Origin of the sequence: Burkholderia aenigmatica, from assembly GCF_048627025.1 — a bacterium.
Lineage (GTDB): Bacteria > Pseudomonadota > Gammaproteobacteria > Burkholderiales > Burkholderiaceae > Burkholderia > Burkholderia aenigmatica.
The window spans coordinates 703,664-725,369 of the sequence record NZ_CP184470.1 but is presented as its reverse complement, the minus strand read 5'-3'; the positions used below and the strand labels follow the sequence as shown (position 1 = coordinate 725,369).

The 21,706-nt window shown below is 66.8% G+C and carries 13 protein-coding genes; 4 read left to right on the top strand and 9 right to left on the bottom strand.

Translation table 11 applies throughout. From position 1 onward, the window contains the following. The first annotated feature begins 31 nt into the window (after positions 1-31). On the top strand, positions 32-964 hold the full coding sequence (locus ACN8ZM_RS35675; protein ID WP_205823136.1) for a GlxA family transcriptional regulator: 933 nt from the start codon (positions 32-34) through the stop codon (positions 962-964). A 49-nt stretch (positions 965-1,013) separates the two neighbouring features. Here the strand turns inward: ACN8ZM_RS35675 and ACN8ZM_RS35670 are convergent, their stop codons facing one another. After that, positions 1,014-3,059: an SMI1/KNR4 family protein gene (locus tag ACN8ZM_RS35670; protein WP_420212767.1), complete on the bottom strand. Its 2,046-nt coding sequence runs from the start codon at positions 3,057-3,059 to the stop codon at positions 1,014-1,016. Between the two features lie 287 nt (positions 3,060-3,346). Between ACN8ZM_RS35670 and ACN8ZM_RS35665 the strand changes: the two genes are divergently transcribed. Then, a complete protein-coding gene (locus ACN8ZM_RS35665) occupies positions 3,347-3,670 on the top strand; it encodes a TfoX/Sxy family protein (RefSeq protein WP_043192078.1) in 324 nt (107 codons plus the stop codon). Positions 3,671-3,759: 89 nt separating this feature from the next. Then, on the top strand, positions 3,760-4,671 hold the full coding sequence (locus ACN8ZM_RS35660) for a hypothetical protein (protein WP_420212766.1): 912 nt from the start codon (positions 3,760-3,762) through the stop codon (positions 4,669-4,671). A 31-nt stretch (positions 4,672-4,702) separates the two neighbouring features. Here the strand turns inward: ACN8ZM_RS35660 and ACN8ZM_RS35655 are convergent, their stop codons facing one another. The 5 genes from ACN8ZM_RS35655 to ACN8ZM_RS35635 form a co-directional block, all read right to left on the bottom strand. Then, positions 4,703-6,022, bottom strand: coding sequence for a hypothetical protein (locus ACN8ZM_RS35655; RefSeq protein ID WP_420212765.1), 1,320 nt, complete (start codon positions 6,020-6,022; stop codon positions 4,703-4,705). A 23-nt stretch (positions 6,023-6,045) separates the two neighbouring features. Next, positions 6,046-12,363, bottom strand: a complete 6,318-nt coding sequence (locus tag ACN8ZM_RS35650; RefSeq protein ID WP_420212764.1) for an AAA domain-containing protein — start codon at positions 12,361-12,363, stop codon at positions 6,046-6,048. A gap of 17 nt (positions 12,364-12,380) precedes the next feature. After that, positions 12,381-13,025, bottom strand: coding sequence for a 4Fe-4S single cluster domain-containing protein (locus ACN8ZM_RS35645; RefSeq protein WP_043192070.1), 645 nt, complete (start codon positions 13,023-13,025; stop codon positions 12,381-12,383). 3 nt (positions 13,026-13,028) lie between these two features. Further along, the gene (locus ACN8ZM_RS35640; protein ID WP_420212763.1) at positions 13,029-14,852 is read right to left on the bottom strand and encodes an AAA family ATPase; all 1,824 of its coding nucleotides are present in this window, start codon (positions 14,850-14,852) and stop codon (positions 13,029-13,031) included. Between the two features lie 148 nt (positions 14,853-15,000). Further along, positions 15,001-17,178 carry a DUF4132 domain-containing protein gene (locus ACN8ZM_RS35635; protein ID WP_420212762.1) on the bottom strand — a complete coding sequence of 726 codons (2,178 nt, stop codon included), beginning with the start codon at positions 17,176-17,178 and terminating at the stop codon, positions 15,001-15,003. 686 nt (positions 17,179-17,864) lie between these two features. Between ACN8ZM_RS35635 and ACN8ZM_RS35630 the strand changes: the two genes are divergently transcribed. Further along, a complete protein-coding gene (locus tag ACN8ZM_RS35630) occupies positions 17,865-19,289 on the top strand; it encodes a PLP-dependent aminotransferase family protein (protein WP_420212761.1) in 1,425 nt (474 codons plus the stop codon). A gap of 197 nt (positions 19,290-19,486) precedes the next feature. Here ACN8ZM_RS35630 and moaD read toward each other — a convergent pair whose 3' ends face one another. The 3 genes from moaD to moaA are packed head-to-tail and all read right to left on the bottom strand — an operon-like array spanning position 19,487 to position 21,550. After that, entirely contained in the window at positions 19,487-19,744 is a 258-nt protein-coding gene (gene moaD, locus ACN8ZM_RS35625) for a molybdopterin converting factor subunit 1 (RefSeq protein ID WP_043192062.1), read from the bottom strand. 52 nt (positions 19,745-19,796) lie between these two features. After that, positions 19,797-20,378 carry a molybdenum cofactor biosynthesis protein MoaE gene (locus tag ACN8ZM_RS35620; RefSeq protein WP_420212760.1) on the bottom strand — a complete coding sequence of 194 codons (582 nt, stop codon included), beginning with the start codon at positions 20,376-20,378 and terminating at the stop codon, positions 19,797-19,799. 47 nt (positions 20,379-20,425) lie between these two features. Next, on the bottom strand, positions 20,426-21,550 hold the full coding sequence (gene moaA, locus ACN8ZM_RS35615; protein ID WP_420212759.1) for a GTP 3',8-cyclase MoaA: 1,125 nt from the start codon (positions 21,548-21,550) through the stop codon (positions 20,426-20,428). Positions 21,551-21,706 lie beyond the last annotated feature (156 nt).

Below are 21,706 nucleotides of genomic sequence, written 5' to 3'. Positions count from 1 at the left end.
TCGCAATGTCATTTCTCCCGCACTTTCTGCCATGACCCATCGCGTCGCCATGCTCGTGTATCCCGGCTTCCAGTTGCTCGATGCCGCCGGGCCCGTTGCCGCGTTCGAGATGGCCGACTACGCGCGCACGCCGTATTACGCGGTTCGCATCGTCGCGGCGCAGCCGGGGCTGGTGCGCAGTTCGTCGGGCGTGAGCTGGCACGCCGAGCCGTTGCCGGAGGCGGCGGACCTCGATACGTTGCTGGTCGCGGGCGGCGATGGCGTCGATGCCGCGATGGCAGACGACGCGACGTGCGCGTTCGTCCGACGCTGCGCGGCGCGCGGCATCCGTGTCGCGAGTGTCTGTTCGGGCAGCCTGCTGCTGGCCGCGGCCGGCGTGCTGGACGGCCGGCTGGCGACCACGCACTGGGGCTGCGGCGAGCGCTTCGCGCAGGCGTTTCCGCAGGTCCGGCTGGCGCTCGACCGCATCTACGTGAACGACGGGCCGTTCTGGACGAGCGCCGGCATCACGGCCGGCATCGACCTGACGCTCGCGCTGATCGGCGCGGATCGCGGCGAGCGGCTGGCGCGCGCGGTCGCAAAGCGGCTGGTCGTGTACTACCGGCGCCCGGGCGGACAGTCGCAGTTCTCGGCGCTGATCGAACTCGACAGCGCGCAAGGGCGCTTCCAGCCGTTGCTCGACTACATTCGCCGCAATCTCGGTGCGCGCTTGCGCGTGAGCGACCTGGCCGAGCAGGCGTGCATGAGCCCGCGTCAATTCGCGCGGGCGTTCCAGACGGAAACCGGCCTCACGCCGGCCAAGGCCGTCGAGAAACTGCGCGTGGAAGCCGCCCGCGCCGCGCTGGAAAGCGGTGCGGCATCGCTGCAGCGCGTGGCGAACGAGTGCGGGTTCGGCGATACGGAAAACATGCGGCGCAGTTTCCAGCGCTGGCTGGGCATTGCGCCGTCGGCGCTGCGTTCATAGACGGGCGCCGGCGCGATCGGCGACGTGTCGCGCCGCTTTCGCCGGCGACTCAATCGCCGGCCGGATCGTCAAGCTCCACCGCTACGCGGGCGAGCCATTCCACATAACTCGATGCAACGCGTTCACGCCGATCGTCGTCATGCCAGACCCGGATCACTTGCCCGACCGTGCCGCCTTCGGCGGGATCGAGGTCGACGCACAGATGATTGCCGCTGCCGTTGTGCGTGAACGGAATCCACTTGAGGTTGTACCAGTCGTCGCGGATGCCGGCGTCCGGGTCGGACGTCATGTCGTCGAAGTCGCCACCCGATACCAGTTTCTTCCAGATCGACCATTGCGCGGCGATCTCGTGCGCGTTCAGCAAGGCGTCGCTTTCGGCGAAGACGGCTGCCGGATCGGCCTGGCCGTCGTGAAGCCGAAGGCTCTCCAGCAGGTCATCCGGCAGCGTCGTGCCCAGCGTGGCGTGCAATGCGGCGATCGCGTCCGCTGAGGCCGGCCCGTTGAGGCCACCTGGAAGCTGCGTCGGATCGGCGGCGATCCGGTTTTCGATGTGTTGCCATGACTCGCGAACGTCGGGGACGGTTGCGTCAGCAACCAATGTGCCGGTGTCGGTGGCGGCTGTTTGCGGTGTCGGTGGCGGCGGCGCGTCCGCCACCGTCTCCGGAGGCGTTACCTCGCCGCGACGTGGCGCTTCGTGGCCGGTGCCATCGAGCCGCACGAACAAGACGGGCGTACCGGCAGGCAGCACCGCTTTCCCGGCCGGGATCGCGACGAGCACCTCGGCGTCGGTCACGGCGCGAATCGATTCTTCTCCCTGGCATGGCAGCAGGCTGACCCGCGATTCGCCGCGTTCGGCGCCGTGCCGAATGCCCCAGCGCATCCCGTTGAGTTCGGCGTCCGGTGCGATATCGTGCGCGGTCAGCGCGGTTTCCCAGTGCGGCCCTGGCGATGCGACATGCTCCAGCGAATCGAGCACGTACCGGACGATCGCATGCATCAAGACCGCGACACCGCTCGTATGGCCCGGCAGGTTGACCAGTACCGCCTGATCGTAGCTGACCTTCGCCTCCGTCCGGTAGATGTAGCCGTTCGGCCTCGTAGATTCCACCATCCATTTCTTCGGCGGCGAGCGGTTCTCACTGCGTCCGACGTTGAGTACTCCGCCGGGCGTCTGTTTGATCCGGATCGTGTTCTGGCTGTTCGGGTATGCCATCTGGCTGCTCAGGCCGCGAATCTGGAATGAATTGCCCGCCGGCAGCCCGGCGCCGACGATCAGGTCGTAGCGCTTGGCCAGTTCGGCCAGCTGTCGCCTGAACGCCTGGTCGTCGCGCCACGCGTCGGCCGACCACGGAACCGCGGACGGCAGTGGCAGATACTCGATGGCAGGCACGTCATAACCCCATTGGCGCAGGATCGCGCGGACATACGGGCCGCACGAATCGTAGCGCTGCCACAATTCGCGCGCATGGCCAGGCGGCACCACCTCGTAGCCGGCGATCACGATGCCGATGCGCGGCCGCTTCGTGACGGCCACCTCGCGCACGCCCGCCGCAATCAGCGCAGCCTGCCGCGCCGGCGTAATCCGCAGCCCCTTCGCGAGCAGGATGTCTCCTTTCCGGTATTCGCTGCCGGCGGCGATCACGTGCTGGCCGGGCGCGTACGGCGCGCGAAACCGCAGGTACGCGCCGACGTCTGCGCTGGCCCAGCGATGGGTGGAGGCCGGCGCAACGGTGTCGGCGTGCTCCGGCATCGTCACGTAGGCCGGGATGTTGGCCGCGTGGCCGGACGCGAGCGCGCGTGCGGCCGGGCTGGCCGTTCGCGACGCCAGATAGCCCAGCGAGAGTTCGCAGGTGAGATCGACGGGTTCGCGACGTGTCGCGCGTGCCGTGTCGGATGCGCGCAGCGCGTAGCCGTCGCACGCGGCAAGCGGAACGGACGGCACATCGTCCGCAGCGATGACGTCGGCGGCTGTGACGCGCGACACGGCGTCGTCGATCGCGATCGTCTCGCTCAGCATCGCGCCCGGGACGAGTTGGCGGCAATAGTATTCATAGGTCTGCTTGAGCCACGCGGGGAAGGGGGCAGGTACGCTCATCGGGTTCCTTGTATCGACGCTTCGGGGCGCACGGCGATCCGGTCGGGTGGCCCGTGCCGCTCTCTCGGCACATCGGCGAAGCCAGTTTTTTGTGAAGCGTCATTGGACGATTCATCGAGACGTAATGTAACTGTCAGGGATATCAGGGCGTGGCGGGCGTCGAAGGTCCGCCCGTGCCTGAATGCGCATGCCTTCGACCCAGGGATGACGCGCCGCAGCGTATCTGCCAATCACGCGGAACGGTCTGGTGCACACTGCGGTCTTAAACTTTTTGCAAGGAGCGGCAGATGGCATCGAGCCAAAGCACCGTCGATTTCATCGTCGAGCAGATGGCGGCGGCCGGTACGGTTTCCGCGCGCAAGATGTTCGGCGAGTACGGCATTTATTGCGACGGCAAGATGGCCGCGCTCGTCTGCGACGACCGGCTGTTCGTCAAGCCGACACCCGAAGGCCGCGCGTTTCTCGGTGCCTGCGAAGAAGGTTCGCCGTATCCGGGCGCGAAGCCGCACCTCGTCATCTCCGGCGAGCGCTGGGACGATCGCGAATGGCTGTCGGCGCTGATCCGGATCACCGCCGCGCAGTTGCCGGTGCCGGTGAAGCGCAGCCGATAGCGGCCCGTTCGCGCGCAATGTTGCGCTGCGGCCAGGCGTATTCTGTGACACATGTGCGCGACCATCGCGCGCCAGGCGGGAGCACAAGAATGAAGACATCCGGAGATCTGCGCGGCACGTGGCTGGCTCGCCGCGCGTGGCACGCGCTCGCTGCGGCCCTGTGCGTTGGCTGGAGCGCGCTGTCGTTCGGCGCGGACGATGCGGCGACGCTGCTCGACCGTTACCGCAGCCTCGGCCCGCAATTGAAGGACAACGCGTTTCACCGGCCGCTGGTCCTCGAATCGGCGGAAGCGTCGTCGTCGTTGAAGGGCGACATCTACGCGGTGGTCGATTATCCGTACGCGGTCGTCAGCAGCCAGCTCGACGATCCCGCGCAGGGCCCCGCGAACTGGTGCGCGGTGCTGATCCTGCACCTGAACACGAAGTATTGCCACGCATCGAGCGGCAGCAACGGCCCGGTGCTCGACGTGAACCTCGGCCGCAAGATCCAGCAGAAGCTGTCGGACACCTATCGCGTGCAATTCCGCTATCGCGTGGCGGCCGCGACGCCGGACTATTTCCAGGTCGACCTGACCGCCGACAGCGGCCCGATGGGCACGAAGGATTACCGGATCGCGCTGGAGGCCGTGCCGGTCGGCGCGTCGCGCACGTTCCTGCATCTCACGTATTCGTATGGCTTCGGCACGGTCGGCCGCATGGCGATGAAGACCTACCTCGCGACTGTCGGCAGCGACAAGGTCGGCTTCACGAACGTCAGCGGCGCATCGGCCGCGCAGCCGCAGTACATCGGCGGTGTGCGCGGGCTGCTGGAGCGCAACACGATGCGCTACTACCTCGCGATCGACACGTATCTCGCGACACTCGACAAGCCGCTCGACCAGCGTCTCACGCGCTGGTTCGACGCGACCGAGCAGTATCCGCAGCAACTGCACGAGGTCGAGCGCGGCGCCTATCTGCAGATGAAAGCGCAGGAGGTGCAGCGGCAGCAGGCGGCGCGGTAGGCGGCGCCCGGAAGGCGCTCTCCGGCAAGACTTACTTCAGCGTGCGCATCGCTGCTTCCGTGCCGGACGGTTGGTCGAGTTCGGCAACCACCTTGAGCGGTACCTCGCCCACCCCCATCGCACGTTCGATCAGCAAGTCGTCGCCGTGTTGGGCCAGCAACGCCTGCAACCGGCCGAACTCGCCGCACCAGAGCGTTTCGACATCCTTGTCGCGGGCAACGTCGCGATTCGCGACGAGGGAAACGGCCCGAACCTGCAGGCGGCCGGCTTGCGCCTGACCGCCCACTTCGACGCCATAATCCGGCAGCGAAGCCTTCTTGACGACGACCCGGCCGTCCTTCGCCCATGCGGTCGTCATGCCCTCATGCACTTCGTAGCCGAGTCGCGCCAGGCCGTTCAGGATCGCGTTGCGCCGCGCCTCCGCTGCCTGTTGCTGCCGCATCTGCGCGATCAGGTCCTGCCCGGTTCGGGTCAACTCGGCCACGACGTCCGGCGAGGTGGCGATATCGCACTGTCGAGCGCGTTCGACAAAATTCGCGGTGTCTGCGGTGTTGCAGGCCCGAATCTCCGCCGTCAGTTCCTCCAGTGCCGCGATCGCCGCGCGGCGTGCGCGGGCGGCCTCGATGGCACTCGACAGGTCGAGGATCAGGCTGTCGAGCAACAGGCTCTTGCGCGCGTCGTTCATCTCGTCTTCGAGCGCATCCAGTCGCGACGAGAACCCGGCAACCGCTTGCGGATCCAGAAATACCCGTGCTTCTCCGATCTGTCGATCGAGACGGTCGATCGACGGATCGCGAGACGCCGCCCGTTGCGCGGCCTTCCAGGTCTCGAAGTCCGCCGACTGTTCGGCGGGCATCAGGCGATTCGCCAGCGCCCGTTGCGCATCGTTGAGTGTGCGTCCCACCGCCGGCGTCAGCAGGGCGAACCCTTGCGCGAGCAGCGCATCGGCATGCTCGAGCAGATCGCCCGAGCGCAGGCGATCAAGCTGGCCACGAAGCTCGGCCGGCATCTCGATCCCTTTCGCTTCCAGCGCGCGAAGCAAGGTCGTCGCGCCGTGCCGTCCTTGCCGCCGGCGTTTCGCTGCCTGCTCGGCCTGTTCGACTGCCACCTGTTGACGCCGGACGAGATCCGCCTTCAGGAAAGCCATCTCGTCGGGCACTTTCTTCTGCAACTCGATGAACGCGTCGGCGGCGATCAATGCGGCCAGCGCTTCACGTCGAGCCCGGGTCGCAGCGATCTCTTCGTCCGACAGCGCGCCGGTACGTCGGCCTTCGGCAATCCAGGTGGCGATGGCCTGGTCGAGGCGTTGCAGATGTCCTTCGCAGATCGCGACGATTTCCTCGCGCGTCACGATCCGGACGACTTTCGGGCCGCTCATGCCATCACCTCCTGGTTCAGCGCCTGCGCGACGGCTGCCTTCAGGCGAGCCTTCTCTGTCTCCGGTGCGTGGTACCAGGCTTGCGACGACACGCGATGCAGCGTCGGAATGGCGCGCCCCAGCACGGACGGCCGCCAGATTTCCCGGGCACGCGCATGTTCGAGCAGCGGATGGCGCGGCGCATCGCATTCGATGCCGATCGCATAAAGGCCGGTGTCCGGATCGGCGATCGCATAGTCAAGCCCGAAGGCATCGCCTTCCTGGGCGGGCACCGGTGACAGGCCGAGGTCCTGCAGATAAGCCAGCACATCTTCCGCGAAGCCGTCGACGCCGCCCGTCTGCCGCAACTTCGCATGCGCGCGTTCGCTGCTCATGCGGCCGAGCAACGCGCGGCCGGCGGGCAGTTCGCCGTTCGACATCGCGCGTGCGTATTCCATATAACCCTGAAGATAATCGCGCGGAATCGCCGGCTTGCGCTGCGTCGTGAGCATGTCGGAGATCTCGCGGATCGGCATCGACGTGATGAGCACCACCTTATGGCGGGCACGCGTCACGGCCACGTTGAGGCGCCGCTCGCCGCCGCTCTGGCCCAGCACGCCAAACATGCGTCGGAAGGTGCCCTGGCCGTTGCGCCCGAAGGTCGTGGAGAAGACGATGATGTCGCGTTCGTCGCCCTGGACGTTCTCGACGTTCTTCACGAATACGGCCATGTCCTCGCCGCGATCGGTGCGCTCGAGTTCCTCGCGGTACGCGTCGCGGAATGCTTCATCCGCTTCCGCGCGCTGCTCCAGGCGCTCCAGGATGAGGTCGGCCTGCTTGCGGTTGAACGTGACCACGCCGACGGAAGGGCGCTGGGCGTAAGGCTGTTGCCACAGTTGCGCCAGATAGGCGACCACGCGATCCGCTTCGTCGCTGTTGGTCTGCTGCTCGTAAAGACCATTCACCTGGACGAGTTCGAGCGGCTTCACCTCGCGTACTGTGGCATCCGGATGGCGAACCGGCACGCTGAGGTTGTTCTCGTAGAACGCGGCGTTGGAATAGCCGATCAGCTCGCGATACGCCGAACGATAGTGGATCTGCAGCGTCGACACGGGCAGCGCGCTCCGTGCCAGTTGCAGCACGTCGGGGCAGTCCTTGATTTCGCGTCGGTTCCAGGTGTCCTCGAAGCGCTCGCGTTCGTCTTCCGTCGCGCCCTCGTCGGGTTGTTCGCCGTCGAAGATGTCGGTCTCGTCGCTTTCCGCCCGGCTCGAAAAGAACGCGGTCGGCGGCATTTGCTTCTCGTCGCCGCTGACGATCGACAAGTTGCCGCGGAACAGCGTCGGAATCGCGTATTCCACCGGCATCTGCGAGGCCTCGTCGTAGACGACGGAATCGAACAGCCCCGATTTCAGCGGCAGTACGCGGCTCGCGACGTCGGGGTTCATCAGCCAGACCGGCCGCAGCGCCATCAGGCCCAGCCCCGTCCCGAGTTCGATGAATTCGCGCAGACGCCGGGAGCGCCGGCCAGTCAAGCGCGTCACGTCTTCCCAGTCGCGCGCCGAACCCAGCCGGCTGTGGTCGATGCCGTTGCGAAGCATCTCGCGGTTCAGGCGCCGCATTTCTGCGTCGGCCGCCGCGAGTGCTTCGATCTTGGCGGCCGTTTCGCTCTGGTCGAGCAGCAACTCGGGATGGTCCTGCTCCATGCGCCGCTTCCAGCCGAGCCGCGCCTCGCGGTTGATCATGCGCCGCACGGCGTCGTCGAGGCGCTCAGGCGGCAGACGCGTCAGCGCGTCTTCGTGGTCGCGCATGATCGCAAACACGTCGAGTGCGTCGGCGGTGACATGCCGTGCCCGGGTGCGGAATTGCTGATACGCGGCGAGCGTCGGCAACGCATCGCCGATTCGGTTCAACGGCGCCTGATAGCTGATGTTGTCGGCGATGGCCTGCCGGCAGGCGGTGACGAGTTCTGCCGAGAGCCACTCATCGAGCAGCCTCAGCGCGCGAAGACTATGCTGGCGCGCGTGGTGCCGCACGAATGCGGTCTCGAAACCGTCGAGCAACTGTTCGACGGGCGCCCGATCGCCGGTCATCACGGCCGAGTCGAATTCGTCGCCGCGCGGCGCGATCGCCAGATGCTGCGCGAGTTCGCGGATTTCTTCGAGCTGGCGCAGGCGGGTCAGGCAGGCATCGGCGAGCGCCGGCCCGCACGCGGGCTCGACCGTCTCGAGATGCAATGTGCGGCTGATCGTGTTCAATGTGTCGCGCAGCGGCCGCCAGGTTTTTTCGAGCCGGCTGGCGGCCAGCAGCTTGCGGAGCGTTTCGTCGGTCGCGGGCGCGCCGCAGCCGGTGACGAACTTCATCAGGCGGCCGCGCCGCAGATACGTGATCGGGTTCAGGCGGCGCAACAGCGACGGGGCGCGCGTCGCCAGCGTCGCCTGGGCCTCGAGCTTGCGGAGCGCGGGATCCGGCAGCTGCGCGACGGCAGCCGACAGCACCGCGTCGAAGCCGCTGGTGTCGACGGCCAACAGATCGCGATGCAGCGCGCCGAGCGCCGTGTAATGCCGATGGCCTTCCGCATCGGCATGGTCGGCCGGCCGGAACAAGGGCAGCCATTGCGCCAGCCGTTTGCGTTGCGTCTCGTCCAGTGCGACGAGGCGGCCGGCGTTGGCATCGAGCCAGGCCCGATACGGGGCGGGGTCGTCGACATCGAAGCGCGCGGGATGCGCGGCGAGCGTTTCGATCCGCAGGCGTTCCGCGTCGCGGAATTCCGCGAAGATCGCATTGAACGCGTCGAGCGTCGCGGCATCGGTCGCAAACGACTTCAATTGCGCCAGCGGGCTGCCCTCGAACTTCGACGGCAGCCAGTAGCGGGCGAGCGGTGCGCAGTGTTCTTCCAGCGTGGTCAGCGCCGAAATGTCCAGCGTGGCAAGCCGGGTACGCAACTGCGGCACGCTGACCGGCGGCGCGCCGGCTTCGAGCCGGATCAGTTCGCCGAGCAGCGCCCGATAGCTGAGGCCGGTCGATGCGTCGACGCGATGCAGCGCGGCATGCTGGCGATCGAGTTCGCCCTCGAGGGCCTCGATTCTCGCGGCCATGCGTTCACGCTGGCGTACCAAACCGGGGTCGAACGCGGCTCCGCGAAAGATTCCATCCAGTTGCTCGCGGACGGCGCGAATCGTCGGCTCGCGGTCCTTGTTGACGTCGTTGAGCATCACGATGCGATCGCCCAGGCCTTCCGCGACGAGACGCTTGCGAACGACTTCCAGCGCGGCATGCTTCTGGCAGACGATCAGCAGGCTCCGGCCTTGTCCGATCGCGTCGGCGACCATGTTGACGATCGTCTGGCTCTTGCCGGTGCCCGGCGGCCCTTCGACCAGCAGTCCGGGGCCCTGACGCGCCTGCAGGATGGCCGCTTCCTGCGACGGATCGCTTGCCACCGTCAGGAATCGGTCGAGCTCGGTCGACGTGGCCTCGGACGCATCGTAGTCGGATTTGTCCTTGAGCCGCAGCATCGATTCGAGCGCCGTGCCGGAAGGCGACAATTGCTTGAGCTGGCGCAGATCCTCGCCGATGGCCTGGCCGGCGAAGTCGACGTGAAACAGCACGCCGGCGCAGGCGAGGCGCGTCACGCCGGCGGGCACGTCGAGGGTCGGCAACGGCAGCGCACCGAGTTTGCGGCTTTCCACGTCGGCCAGCAGGCCGAACGCATCGACCACGTCAGCCGCTTTCAACGCCGAACGTCCGAGCACCTCGTCGGCTGCGACACGCCACGCCTTGACGGCCTCGCGTCCCAGCAGGCCCTCGAGCGCCGGATTCAGGCGAACCTCCTCGCGCTCGCCGTCGAAAGCCATCGCCACCTGGCGTCGCGCGCCGAGCTCCATCAGCAGTTTGACCGGCCACAACAGGACGGGCGCGATGCGAGGGCGCGTCGTGCTGCGATGATCCTTGTAAAGCAGGAACGGGAAGCCGAGATAGAGGCCGTCGATGCCGGTATCCCGCTTGTAGAGCGAGGTCTGCCGGTACAGCGTGTTCAACCGGCCTTCGAGCGTTCCGCTTGCACCGAACACGGCCGGGTCCACCGATACCGTCTGCACGTTGCGCTGGAGCAGATGGTCGAGCAGCGCGGTGCTGGCGAATCGCTCGCCGTTCAGTTCGTGGAGATCGACCCGCCCCGTGGTCTTGCCGATGGTCATCCGTACCAGCGGACCGCGCAATACGGTCGTGGCGACTTTCTTTTCGAAGAAGTCGAGGATCTGCGACACGTATTGCTGCTTCTGCGGCTCCAGCCACTGCTCAACGGGCACCGACAACAGAACGACGACTTCGTGCAGGGGCAAGCGACGTTCCAGCCGGAACTGCTCCGCCCATTCATCGACGGTCGGGTTGCCGGTTCGCGCGAATCCGGCGATCCGGTCGTCGACGGCATGGAACAGGTCGACGCGCGGCAGCGCAAGCGCGATCCGGGCAGCCTGGCGATCGAAGACCAGAATCTGCTCGCGCTCCGCGACGGCCGCTGCCTGATCGAGGATCTCGTCGACCGAGCGAAACTGTGAAATGGCCGCGCTCAACAGAACGATCAGGTCTTCCTCGCTGAGGACGCGGCGTTCCGACAGCGACAGCAGGCCGTGATGATCGGAATCCGGCAACAGCAGGCGTCGCTCTTCCCATTGCGCGGCCAATTGGGCTCGCGACGTGGAAAGCAGCGCGATGCGCACCAGGTCCTCGTTCAGTTCGATCCCAAGATACGCAGCCCGGTGTCGCACTTCGTCGGCGCGAGCGCGTAGCCGGGACAGCCAGCTTTCCGTGCCGAGCCGTTCCAGGAACGTCGGCACCGGCCCGGTCACCAGGTCGTAACCTTCCAGCGGGTTGTGCAGCAACCAGCCGGGCGTGACGATGTCGCCGCGCAGAATGAGCGGCATGTCGGGATTCAACAGCTTGAGCGCGATCATCAGGCGGCCATCGTCATCGACGCCGTCGAGTTGCGCGACCTGACGCAGGCCGGCCAGCACTTTCGCGCCGGCACCGGCTTGTTCCGCCCATGTCAGGACGACGCCGCGATTCAGGTGATCGCGTGCCGTTTCCCAGTTCTCGCGCTCCGCCGCGGCGAGCGCGAAGATCGCCGGCTTGCGATAGTGGCGCGCGCCCAACGCGATGCTGGCGCCTTCGTCGCCATCGGCATCGATCGTCGTTGCCGACGGTGCATCGACCGGTTTGCCGTCCAGCCAGGCCTTGACTTGCGGCCATTGCCAGCGTTGATGTCGGTCACGCGCGAGCAGGCCTCGCAGCAACAGGTGAAGCGAGGGATCCAGATCGTCCGGCAGCGTGACGCCGTTGGCCAGCACGTGAATCAGGAACGCGCGCGGGTTGATGCCCTCGAAGCAGCGGCCGTCGGTCAGCTGCTCGAGCAGGATCATGCCGAGACTCCACCAGTCGGACGCCGCGGCGACACCGCCTGCAATGGCCTCGGGCGCCATATAGCGCGTCGTTTCGAGCGGCGAGACGATATCGAGATCGAATTCGGACAGCCGTGCCGAACCGAAGCCGCTGATGACGAGATCCAGCGGTTCGCGGCTGCGCACCAGCAGCGTGCCGGGCCGCAGGTCCCGATGCCGAAGCCCCACGTCCGAAAACGCCTGCAGGGCCTGGCCCAGTTCATCGACCACCCGGCGGATCGTCGCGCGATCGCGGACGGCCACGCCGAGATCCGCCAGCGTCCCGCCGCTCAACTCCTCGGCGACTTCGTACGCACGTTGATCCCAGCGTCCGGTGGCGATGATCTCCGGCACGTGCTCGCGCGGCAGGCGACGCACCACATCGTAGACGGCCGGGTCCGGTTCTGCGCCCGGCCGATACAGCGTCAGCACGGCCTGCCTGCCGGTCCCGTCCTGCTGGGCCACGTAGCGTTCGCGCACGCCGTCCGTGCTGGAAATCTGGCGCAACAGCCGCCAGCCGTCGATCCGCGTTTCTTCGACGGGCGGCGGCGGCGGCGCGACCTCCGCCGAGCTGCCGGCAGGAACCTCGTCGCCGGCGCCGAGCTGTTGCGCGTCGGCGGGCACGGCCGGATCCGCGCCGCATTCGAGGCACATGAGGTCGCCGTCGTTCATCGGATGGCCGTTCGTGCACGTCAGCGAGGGCGGCACGCGAGATCCGGGGGTGTCCGCAGCCACTTGCTGGCTGACCGTCTCGACCGTGACCACATCCTGGGGGCGCCAGCCGTTCGCCCGGATCGGGACGCCTGACAAGTCCCAGTTGCAAACGGCATCGCCGACCGTGCCGGCACAGTACCACTCGTCCACCGACCGCTCGGTTCGGCAATTCGGGCAAAAACGCATCATGGCTGACATTTCCTGTCTTATCTGTTTCTCGCCTTGTCGGCGCTGATCCGGACGTGATGCCCCTGATCGGTCAATAGGTCTCTCAACCGTTGAAAATCGTCCCGGCCCGGTATCCCCGCGAACCAGACGCTACCGTCCTCGTCGAACATGACGTCCAGCGCTTTGCCGGTGTGCCGTGGCGCGCGCTCGACCTGCGCAAAACGCGCATGGCCGAGTGCCGTCAGGCAATGCAGCCGCTGGTTGTCGCTGCCGCGCAGCGCGCGTGTCTGCGGCGCGTCGATGTCGAACGGATCGGAGATCAGCGCATCGATCAGGCCGTCGGCGCGTGCCAGCGTATCGGCCAGGGATTCGATCGGGTGGCCGCTGTAGACGAGGATGTCGCCTGCCGACAGCTGTCGCAGGCCATGCAGGAGCGCAATCAGCGCATCGGGCTGATCGAACGGCTCGCCGCCCGAGATCGTGATGCCGGTAGCGTCGGGCAGCCAGGTTCGAACCTGCGCCAACAGCGCATCGACGGTGGTTTCGCCGCCGGCGTGCGCCCAGGTATCCATCGAAATGCAGCCCGGGCATCGGATCGTGCAACCTTGAAACCAGATGCCGATCCGCTGCCCCGGCCCGAGTGTCGTCACGGGAAAGTGCAGGCGCGAAACGCGGATGTCCATGGCCTACCGCTTGTGCAACTGGAACGCACCCGAGTCGATGCCCGAGATGACGAAGCGATCGCCGGCAGCCGCATCCTGATCGAACAGGCCGCGTGCCAGCGGGTTGAGCAGATGCGCTTCGATCTGGTTGCGGATGCCGCGGCCGCCGTTGGATAGATCACCGAGGCATTGCGCCTGGAGTGCGATCCGGGAAGTTTCGTCCAGGTCGACGGCGATACCCTGGGACGCGACGTCGTCGAGCACGGCGCGCACCATCTGCTCGAAGATCTCCGTCGCGACATCCTTGCGGATGAAGTCGAAGACGATGATGTTTTCGCCGATGCGGTTCAGGATTTCAGGCCGGTTCAGGACCAGCTTGAAATGCTGCTGGATTTCCCCGAGTACCTTCTTCTGGATCTCCGCAAAGTCGTTTCCCGGCTGGATATTCGCGACGCGCTGACCCGATTCGTCCTGGCGGTAAATGCCGAGGTTCGACGTGAAAACGATCAACGCTTCGGAAAAGTACACGCGGTCGCCGCGCCCTGACGTCAGCACGCCGTCATCGAGGATTTGCAGGAACTTGTCGAGAATGCGCGGATGCGCTTTTTCGATTTCGTCGAAGAGCACCACGCTGAACGGGCGTTCGCGAATCGCATTCGTCAATTCTCCGCCGACGTCGTAGCCGACGTAGCCGGGCGGCGCGCCGATGAGCCGCTGGTCGGCGTGTTCCGCGCTGAATTCCGACATGTCGAAGCGGATGTACGCGCTTTCGTCACCGAACAGCAGGCTCGTGATCGTCTTGGCGAGTTCGGTCTTCCCGACGCCGGTCGGGCCGGCGAGGAAGGCGACACCGCGCGGCCGGTTGCCTTTCCGCTGAGAACCCACCCCCGTCATCGCGCGCTTGACGAGGTCGAGCATGTGCGTGACTGCGTGCGTTTGCCCTTTGACGCGGCGGCGAATGAACGCGTCGGCGTGACGGATCTTGTCGCGGTCGATTTGCTGCCACGGATCCTCGGTGACGCCCACTTTATAACGCCGCACGGCGTCGGCAATTTTATCGAGGGGCACCTGCTCGACGCGGGCGAGCGTGGCGATCGCATTCATGTCGGCGAGCAGCAATCCCTCGGAACCGTCGACGAACGCGGACGCCGCCTCGGCAAGATGGTCCGGCGTAGCGCTCTGGGCACCGGGTACGCCGCGCAGCAATGCACCGGCCAACGCGCGACGGGCGGCACTGTCGGGCTTCGACACGGGAATATGCCGGATGCGCGGATTGTCGATCAGCAACCAGTCCGGCAGATCGCCTTCCTTGTCGACGATCCAGATCACGGTATTGAAAAACGGACGTCGCAGTTCTCCCGCGGGGCGGGGGGCCGCCATATGCGCCAGCACCAGTGCGCGCGTGAACAGCGTGTGCTCGGCCGGAGTCAGCGTTTCGGCGCGAATCGCCAGTCGCGAAGCAAAATCGACGACGAGGGCAATCGGCGGGCCGGGCAGCGCGACCAGGCGTTCAACGCATGCGGTGAGTGCATCGATGCCGCCCGGCGCCGTGCCATCGACCGGTGTCAGGCCGAGACGTCGCAGGGTTTCATCGGCAGGCTCCGTGGGCGACACCCGGCTGTCGGGCACCGTGAAGCCGGAAATCGGATTCCAGACGACGAGCTGCGCATAACCCGCCTCGCGGAGATTGTCGCCGAGTGTATTCACCAGCGACTGCGCGGTCACCACTTCGGGGGCAACTTCACAGGCCTGTAAATCGCGGACGTTTCCCGACAGCACGAACTGGCTTTTCAACGGGAGGAACCGCAGCAGATCCCGTAACCATCTGGGTTTGACGTAGGCAGGCATGTCGTGATGGTGCGCAAAGAAAGCGAAAGCAAAACGTTATCACAGCCACCCGACCGATATATGCCGAATGAATAGGGTTAGCGGAAACGCGTCGATCGCTTTACAGGCGTCGAGCAATGAATCTCGACAGCCCTGTTCATTTTCCGGTTTAGCCCAGCAGCCCCGCGACGACGTCGACGATCCGCTGCAGCAGCGCTTCGTCGTAAGGCAGCCACGGCACCGCGCGCAGCGGCGACGGCGGCGGTTCGATCGCGGGTTCGACGGGTTCGCCGTCGCGCGTCACGCGCCCGGTCGCGCAATGCACCGACCACGCGCCGACCCGCACATGGCGTTCGTCGATCGTCATCCGGCCTTGCGCGATCGGTTCGGCGAACACGAGCGCGAGCACCTGCTTGCGATGCCGCGCCATCGCGCCGAGCGGCAGGTCAGACAGCCGGTGCAGGCGCTGCTCGCGCTCGTTCCGCGCGGCGCGCTGGCGCACCGGGTCCGCCAGCGTGTCGGCCGCGCGCGTCGCTTGATCGTCGAGCGCGAAGGCGGCGACGCTGACGAGCAGGTCGACCGCGCGCGCCACTTCCGAGAACACGACGGGATCGATTTCGCCGAGCGGCGCGGCGATCCAGCGCCGTTCGCGCCTGCGTTCGACGTGCAGCCGGCCCGACGTGCCCTGGCCGTCCGTGCCGGGAAAGAGCCGCGCGGCGACGCTGAAGGTCGCGCGCACGTCGCCGAACTCGCGTGCGAGGCCGTCGTCGTACGCGCGGATCGACCAGCCTTCGCGGCGCGCGACGCCGATCAGCGGGCGGCTCGCGAGGACATGACCTTCGAACATCGCGGAATGACTGGTGGCAGCGTCTTCGGCGGCCGGCACGTAGAATTCGCGGAACGCCTGCCGAACGGGCTGCCGGATCGCACGGCCGACGATCGCGCGCTGCCACGCGAGCCGCTCGTCCGCATCGGCCAGCAGCGGATGCCAGAGCCGGATCTCGCTGTCGGCGTCGAGTTCGCACGCCGCGCCGGCGGCATCGCGCAGCACGATCTTGCCTTTCGCGATCTCGGGGATGAACGAGACCGTCGCGCCGTCGCGCGCGCGTGCTTGCCAGATCGTGCGGGTCGAGAACGCGGCGCCGGCCGGCGCATCGACGAGGCGCTCGCGCCATTCGGCGTGGCCCAGCGTCATCGACTGCCAGAACCCCGCTTCCATGCAGGTGGCGAGCATCGTGAGCTGCTTCTTGTCGGGTTTCGCGTCGAGCGTCATGCGCAGCGCGGTGTTCGGCCGCTCGCCGAGCGCGCGTTCGGCGGGCTTCAGGTTGCGTGCGAGCTTCTTCTGCACGCCCGCGTGACGCACGGTGGCCAGTGCATCGCGCAGCGCACGCAGGCTCTCGGGTGTCGGGATCGTCTCGACCGCGTGGCCGAGCGCGATCGCGAGCGATTGCGACGGCGCGGTTTTCGCGGCGGTCGGCGCGACGCACACGCCGGTCAGCAGCGGCCCGATCAGCGCGGGGAGCCACGGCGCGTCGCGATAGGCCGCGACGCGCGCCGCGCGCGCGACGACCTGCGCGTCGTCGGTCGTGAACGCGCGATCGGCCTGATAGGGGACGTCGCCCGCGTGAATCGCGGCGACGTGCCGCGCGGCTTCGGTCAGCGTGTCGCGCGCGAAGTCGACGTAAGCGGGCTCCTCCGCGAGCGTGGCGGCCGGGTCGTCGGCGTTGAACCACAGTCGCTTCGGCGCGAAATAGCCGTCGTTCGTCGCGGCCAGCGCGAGCAGCGCGGCCGGCCCGAGTTCGGGCAGCACGTCGAGCTCGCGCACGCGCGCCGGTGAATCGGCATTCAACTTCGCATACTCGTCGCGCAAGGCCGTGATGTCGCGCCGGCCGGCGAACGAGAGGAGGGCATATTTCCCGTACACGGAGAGTCTATGCAGGCCGTCGTTCTGCGGTTCGTCGAGGATGCGCGCGAGTTCGGCCTGCAGTGCGGGCGCGGGCAGCGCGTCGAGACACGACAGTTCCTGTAACGCGCGCCGCCACGCGCCGGCCGGAATGTCGCGGAACAGTTCGAGTGCGGCTTCGGCGTCGACGAGCGGCGCGAAATCGAGTGCGTCGATCTGCTCGCGCAGCCAGCGCGCGAATGTGGCGCGCGGATCGTCGCGCGCGTAGTCGTGCTGCGCGACGCGTTCCTCGACACGGCGCAGTGCCGGCCACACCGCACCGAGCGCGTGCGCGTCGAGCGTCGACAGGTCGAGCGGCGCGCCGGTGAAGCGCGGGTGATCGGCGGTGTCGGTCAGCCGCGCGACGAGCTGGTCGACGACAGGCGCGTGGATGGATTCGGTCATGATGTTGGGCGGCCCTCGCGTGGCGGGATCGGATCGGCGTCGGTGGTGTCGTGGCGTCAGCGTGGCCGCAGCCGCTCGACCATCTCGTGGATGACGATAGGGCGGATCGCGCGCAGCAGGTGCATCTCGCCGCCGAGCGTCGCTGTGTTACCTCCCGACGGCGAAATTCAGGAAGAAACCGTGCGATCGACGAGTTTTTGGCGGCTGACGGGCGGAATTGTATGAAAAATCGTGAGATCGCACAGTTTTCCCTCCCGATTTGCCCGGCAACGTGTCCCGGCCACCGAGTGCATGCGTCATCGCTGTCCTGCCGTTCCGTAAAGTCACGAACCTCCGTCCGGCGCCGCTGCGCGCGATTCGCCGCCATCGCGGCCCATTCATAAGACGTACAGTTTTTCTGTCGCGCGCGATTCGCGCCGAACTGTACTCTTGTTCGCACGATCGATGTGTGTACTCGTCGCCAACTGTTCTGCTCTTAAGATTCCATCATCAAGTGCACAGTGCCGCAGATCCAGTCGTACCGGAACCCTGTCGGCGCATCTTCAAGAGAGAGCCAGTGCGATGGAAAAGGCAAAACCGGAGGGAAAGATCAGGAATCACGACGGCCCGGTCGGCGGGCAAAACACGTGCGTGTCCGACGCAAACGGCAGGGCAGCCCAGCTGCGCAGGCCGGCGGGAGGCACGCGATGAAACTCTATGAAAAACTCGCGGACGACATCGAGCGCCTGATCCGCCAGGGCGTGTACCGGCACGGCGACCGGATTCCGTCGGTGCGGCAGGCGAGCCAGCAGCACCGGATCAGCATCACGACCGTGCTGCATGCCTATCTGCTGCTGGAAAGCCGTGGGCTGCTCGAAAGCCGCCCGCAGTCCGGCTATTTCGTGAACCTGCGGCGTGACGACAGCCATGCGCCGGTACGCGAGCTGCGGCCGTCGAAACCGATCGCGATCTCGTCGTCGGTCGACGTGAGCCGGCTCGTGCTGTCGACGCTGCGCTCGATCGGTACCGACGACGCGGTGCCGCTCGGCTCGCCGTATCCGGATCCGAGCCTGTTCCCGTTCGAGAAGCTGAACCGCTACGCGTATGCGGCCGGCCGCGACAAATCGCTGTGGGGCGTGACGGACGGGCTGCCGCCCGGCCATCCGCGGCTGATCCGGCAGATCGCGCGCCGTTACCTGGAAAACGGGATGTCGGTGGACCCGAACGAGATCATCGTGACGGTCGGTGCGACGGAGGCGATCAACCTGTGCCTGCAGGCCGTCGCGAAGCCCGGCGACACGATCGCGGTGGAGTCGCCGACGTTTTACGCGATGCTGCACGCGATCGAACGGATGGGGATGAAGGCGATCGAGGTGGCGACGCATCCGGAATACGGGATCGATATCGCGGCGCTGGCCGCGATCGCGAAGTCGCAGCCGATCGCGGCATGCATGGTGATGCCGAACTTCCAGAACCCGCTCGGCTTCCAGATGCCTGACGAGCGCAAGCGCGAACTGGTCGAGTTCGCCACGAAGGCCGGGATGCCGCTGATCGAGAACGGCGTGTACAACGAACTGTATTTCGGCGACGCGCATCCGAGTTCGCTGAAGTCCTACGATCGCAGCGGGATCGTCCTGCATTGCTCGTCGTTTTCGAAGAGCCTGACGGCCGCGTACCGGATCGGCTGGGCGTTGCCGGGCCGCTATCGCGACCAGGTCGAGAAGCTGAAATTCCTGAACACGCTCGCGACGCCGTCGTTGCCGCAGCTCGCGATCGCGGAATTTCTCGAACGCGACGGCTACGAGCATCACCTGCGGCGTCTGCGCAAGGCGTATGCGCAGCAGGCGAACCTGATGCGCGCGATGGTGTCGCGGTTCTTTCCGGAGGGCACGCGCATCTCGAGCCCGGCCGGCGGCTACGTGCTGTGGGTCGAGTTGCCCGCGCAGGTCGATGCGATGCGGCTGTACCAGCTCGCGCTGGAGCAGGGGATCACGATCGGGCCCGGCTACATGTTCTCGATCACGGACAGCTACCGGAATTTCATCCGGCTGAACTACAGCAGCCCGTGGTCGCCGGAGATCGAGCAGGCAGTGATCACGGTCGGGAAGCTGGCCGGGGCGTGCATGCGATAGACGGGGGCGGGCGGCGTCCCGCGCTTCAAATACGGAGCCGGCCTTGTGCCGGCTTTGTCATTTGTCACTTGTCGTCGCGACGGCCAACAGCGGTGGCCGTGCCGAAGGCGGATCCGATGGCATCCGCGATCATCGTCGCAGGCCATCGCGGGTCGGGCGCGCACCACAGAGCGCCAGCGTGACTGGCCTGACGTGCGTTACCCGCCCGTCACCGGCGGAAAAAACGCCACCTCGCTGTCCTCCCGCACGACGAAGCCACCCGTCACCATCTCGAGATTGACGGCCGCGCGCACGGGCCGGTCCATCCGCAGCGCTTCCGCGCTGCGCGCGTCGCGTGCGGCCAGCGTGTCGCGCAGTGCGTCGACGGTGAGTTCGCGCGCATCGATCTCGACGATTTCCTCGTCGCGATCGAGTTGTTCGCGAATGCTTGCAAAGTATTTGATCGTCAGTTTCATCGCGATGTCTTGAAAGGAATCGGCGGAATCGGAAAGGGTGCAGCGCGCACGCTCAGCCCCAGCGCCGCATCGCCTGGTCGTCGTGCGCCTTCGCCTCGACCCAGCCGGATACGCCGTCATGGCGGATCTCCTTCTTCCAGAACGGTGCATGGGTCTTCAGGAAGTCCATCAGGAATTCGCACGCATCGAACGCGGACCCGCGATGCGCGGCGGCCACTACGACCAGTACGACCGCCTGGCCGAGCGGAATGCGCCCGACACGATGCACGATCTTGATCGCTTCGAGCTGCCAGCGCGCGCTGGCTTCCTCGACGATGCTCCACAGGGCCTGTTCGGTCATCGTCGGATAGTGCTCGACCTCGAGCGCGACGACATCGTCGACGTCGCCTTCGTTGCGCACGACGCCGAGGAAATTCACGACCGCGCCGACATTCGGATTACGAACGATCGGCGCGAGCTCGGCGCCGGCGTCGATCGGCGCGTACTGCACGCGCACTTCGAAGCCGGCGGTAATCGATGGTGGCGGTTCGGGGTGTGGCTCGGGGTGCGGCTCGGTCGCGCCGTCGGGAGCGGGGCCGCCGGCGTGCAACGGATCGTCCGGCAGCCCGGCACGGGATTCGGTGAAGGTCGTCATGACAGGTTCTCCTGTAGGCGGTGCGTTCTGTGTCGCGCGGCGGCCCCTCAGCCGCCGACCAGCGACATGCGCACGGTCGGATAGGTTTTGCCCGGCGCGCGGGCCGGCCGTGCGGCCCGGCGCTCGGAATAACGGTCGTCGCGATGTGTCCAGCGATCGCGCACGGCGGCGGCGAGGTCGGCGGTCGATGCTGCGTCGTCGAGCCACGGCAGGAGGTCGGTGCCTTGCGTCGCGAACAGGCACGTATAGAGCTTGCCGTCGGCCGACACGCGGGCGCGCGAACAGGTGCCGCAGAACGGATGCGACACGCTCGCGATGAAGCCGACCTCGCCGGCACCGTCGATGTGTGCGCAACGGATCGCGGTCGCGTCGTGCGCCGGTTCGCCGACGAGCACGAGCGGATAGTGTTCGTCGATCGTTTCGCGCATCCGTGCGGCCGGCACGACCTTGTCGCCGGACCAGAAGCTCGCGCCGCCGACGTCCATGTACTCGATGAAGCGCACGGCCACGCCGGTATGACGGAAGTGGCGCACGAGCGGCAGGATCTGGTCGTCGTTCACGCCGCGCTCGATCACCGCGTTGACCTTGACCGGCGCGAGCCCGGCCACTTGCGCGGCCTCGATGCCGGCCAGCACGCGCGACACGGGCACGTCGGCATCGCTCATCCGGCGGAACACCGCGTCGTCGAGCGCATCGAGGCTGACGGTCACGCGCGACAGCCCCGCGTCGCGCAACGTGCGCGCCTTCGCGGCCAGCAGCGAGCCGTTGGTCGTCAGTGCGATTTCGACGGGCTTGCCGTCGACGGTCGTCAGCGCGGCGAGGCGTTCGATCAGTGCTTCGAGGTTGCGGCGCAGCAGTGGTTCGCCACCTGTGATGCGGATTTTTTCGACGCCGAGCGACGTGAACGCGCGGGCGATCTTTTCCAGTTGCGCGAACGACAGCCGCTCGGACGACGGCATGAATGCGTAGTCGGCGCCGAAGCTTTCGCGCGGCATGCAGTAGCCGCAGCGAAAATTGCACTGGTCGATCACGGACAGGCGCAGGTCGCGCAGCGGGCGGCCGAGCGTGTCGGTCGTGCGGGGGAAAGCGCCGGGCGATGCGCTGCCGGACAGTGCGGCAGCGGCCGGCGCGGCGGAAACGATGGCATTCACGATCGGTTCGTCGGCCTGCAAGAAGTAAGCGGTGGGGCGTCGCCGGTCGGCCGTGCGTGTGCGGATGGGCAGGCGCACGGCGCGTGACGAGCCTCTTCGTGAGGATAGTCCGCCGGGTTTTTCCGGCAGGGACACAATCGCGCCCGAATTGCAGGAATACAGTTCGCCGTGCGGCCT

Excerpts from the sequence above, each read along its gene's own strand:
- ACN8ZM_RS35665 (WP_043192078.1), top strand. The coding sequence starts at position 3,347 with ATGGCATCGAGCCAAAGCACCGTCGATTTCATCGTCGAGCAGATGGCG.
- ACN8ZM_RS35645 (WP_043192070.1), bottom strand. The coding sequence starts at position 13,025 with ATGGACATCCGCGTTTCGCGCCTGCACTTTCCCGTGACGACACTCGGG.
- ACN8ZM_RS35630 (WP_420212761.1), top strand. The coding sequence starts at position 17,865 with ATGAAACTCTATGAAAAACTCGCGGACGACATCGAGCGCCTGATCCGC.
- ACN8ZM_RS35675 (WP_205823136.1), top strand. The coding sequence starts at position 32 with ATGACCCATCGCGTCGCCATGCTCGTGTATCCCGGCTTCCAGTTGCTC.
- ACN8ZM_RS35640 (WP_420212763.1), bottom strand. The coding sequence starts at position 14,852 with ATGCCTGCCTACGTCAAACCCAGATGGTTACGGGATCTGCTGCGGTTC.
- ACN8ZM_RS35635 (WP_420212762.1), bottom strand. The coding sequence starts at position 17,178 with ATGACCGAATCCATCCACGCGCCTGTCGTCGACCAGCTCGTCGCGCGG.
- ACN8ZM_RS35650 (WP_420212764.1), bottom strand. The coding sequence starts at position 12,363 with ATGATGCGTTTTTGCCCGAATTGCCGAACCGAGCGGTCGGTGGACGAG.
- ACN8ZM_RS35620 (WP_420212760.1), bottom strand. The coding sequence starts at position 20,378 with ATGACGACCTTCACCGAATCCCGTGCCGGGCTGCCGGACGATCCGTTG.
- ACN8ZM_RS35660 (WP_420212766.1), top strand. The coding sequence starts at position 3,760 with ATGAAGACATCCGGAGATCTGCGCGGCACGTGGCTGGCTCGCCGCGCG.
- ACN8ZM_RS35670 (WP_420212767.1), bottom strand. The coding sequence starts at position 3,059 with ATGAGCGTACCTGCCCCCTTCCCCGCGTGGCTCAAGCAGACCTATGAA.
- moaD (WP_043192062.1), bottom strand. The coding sequence starts at position 19,744 with ATGAAACTGACGATCAAATACTTTGCAAGCATTCGCGAACAACTCGAT.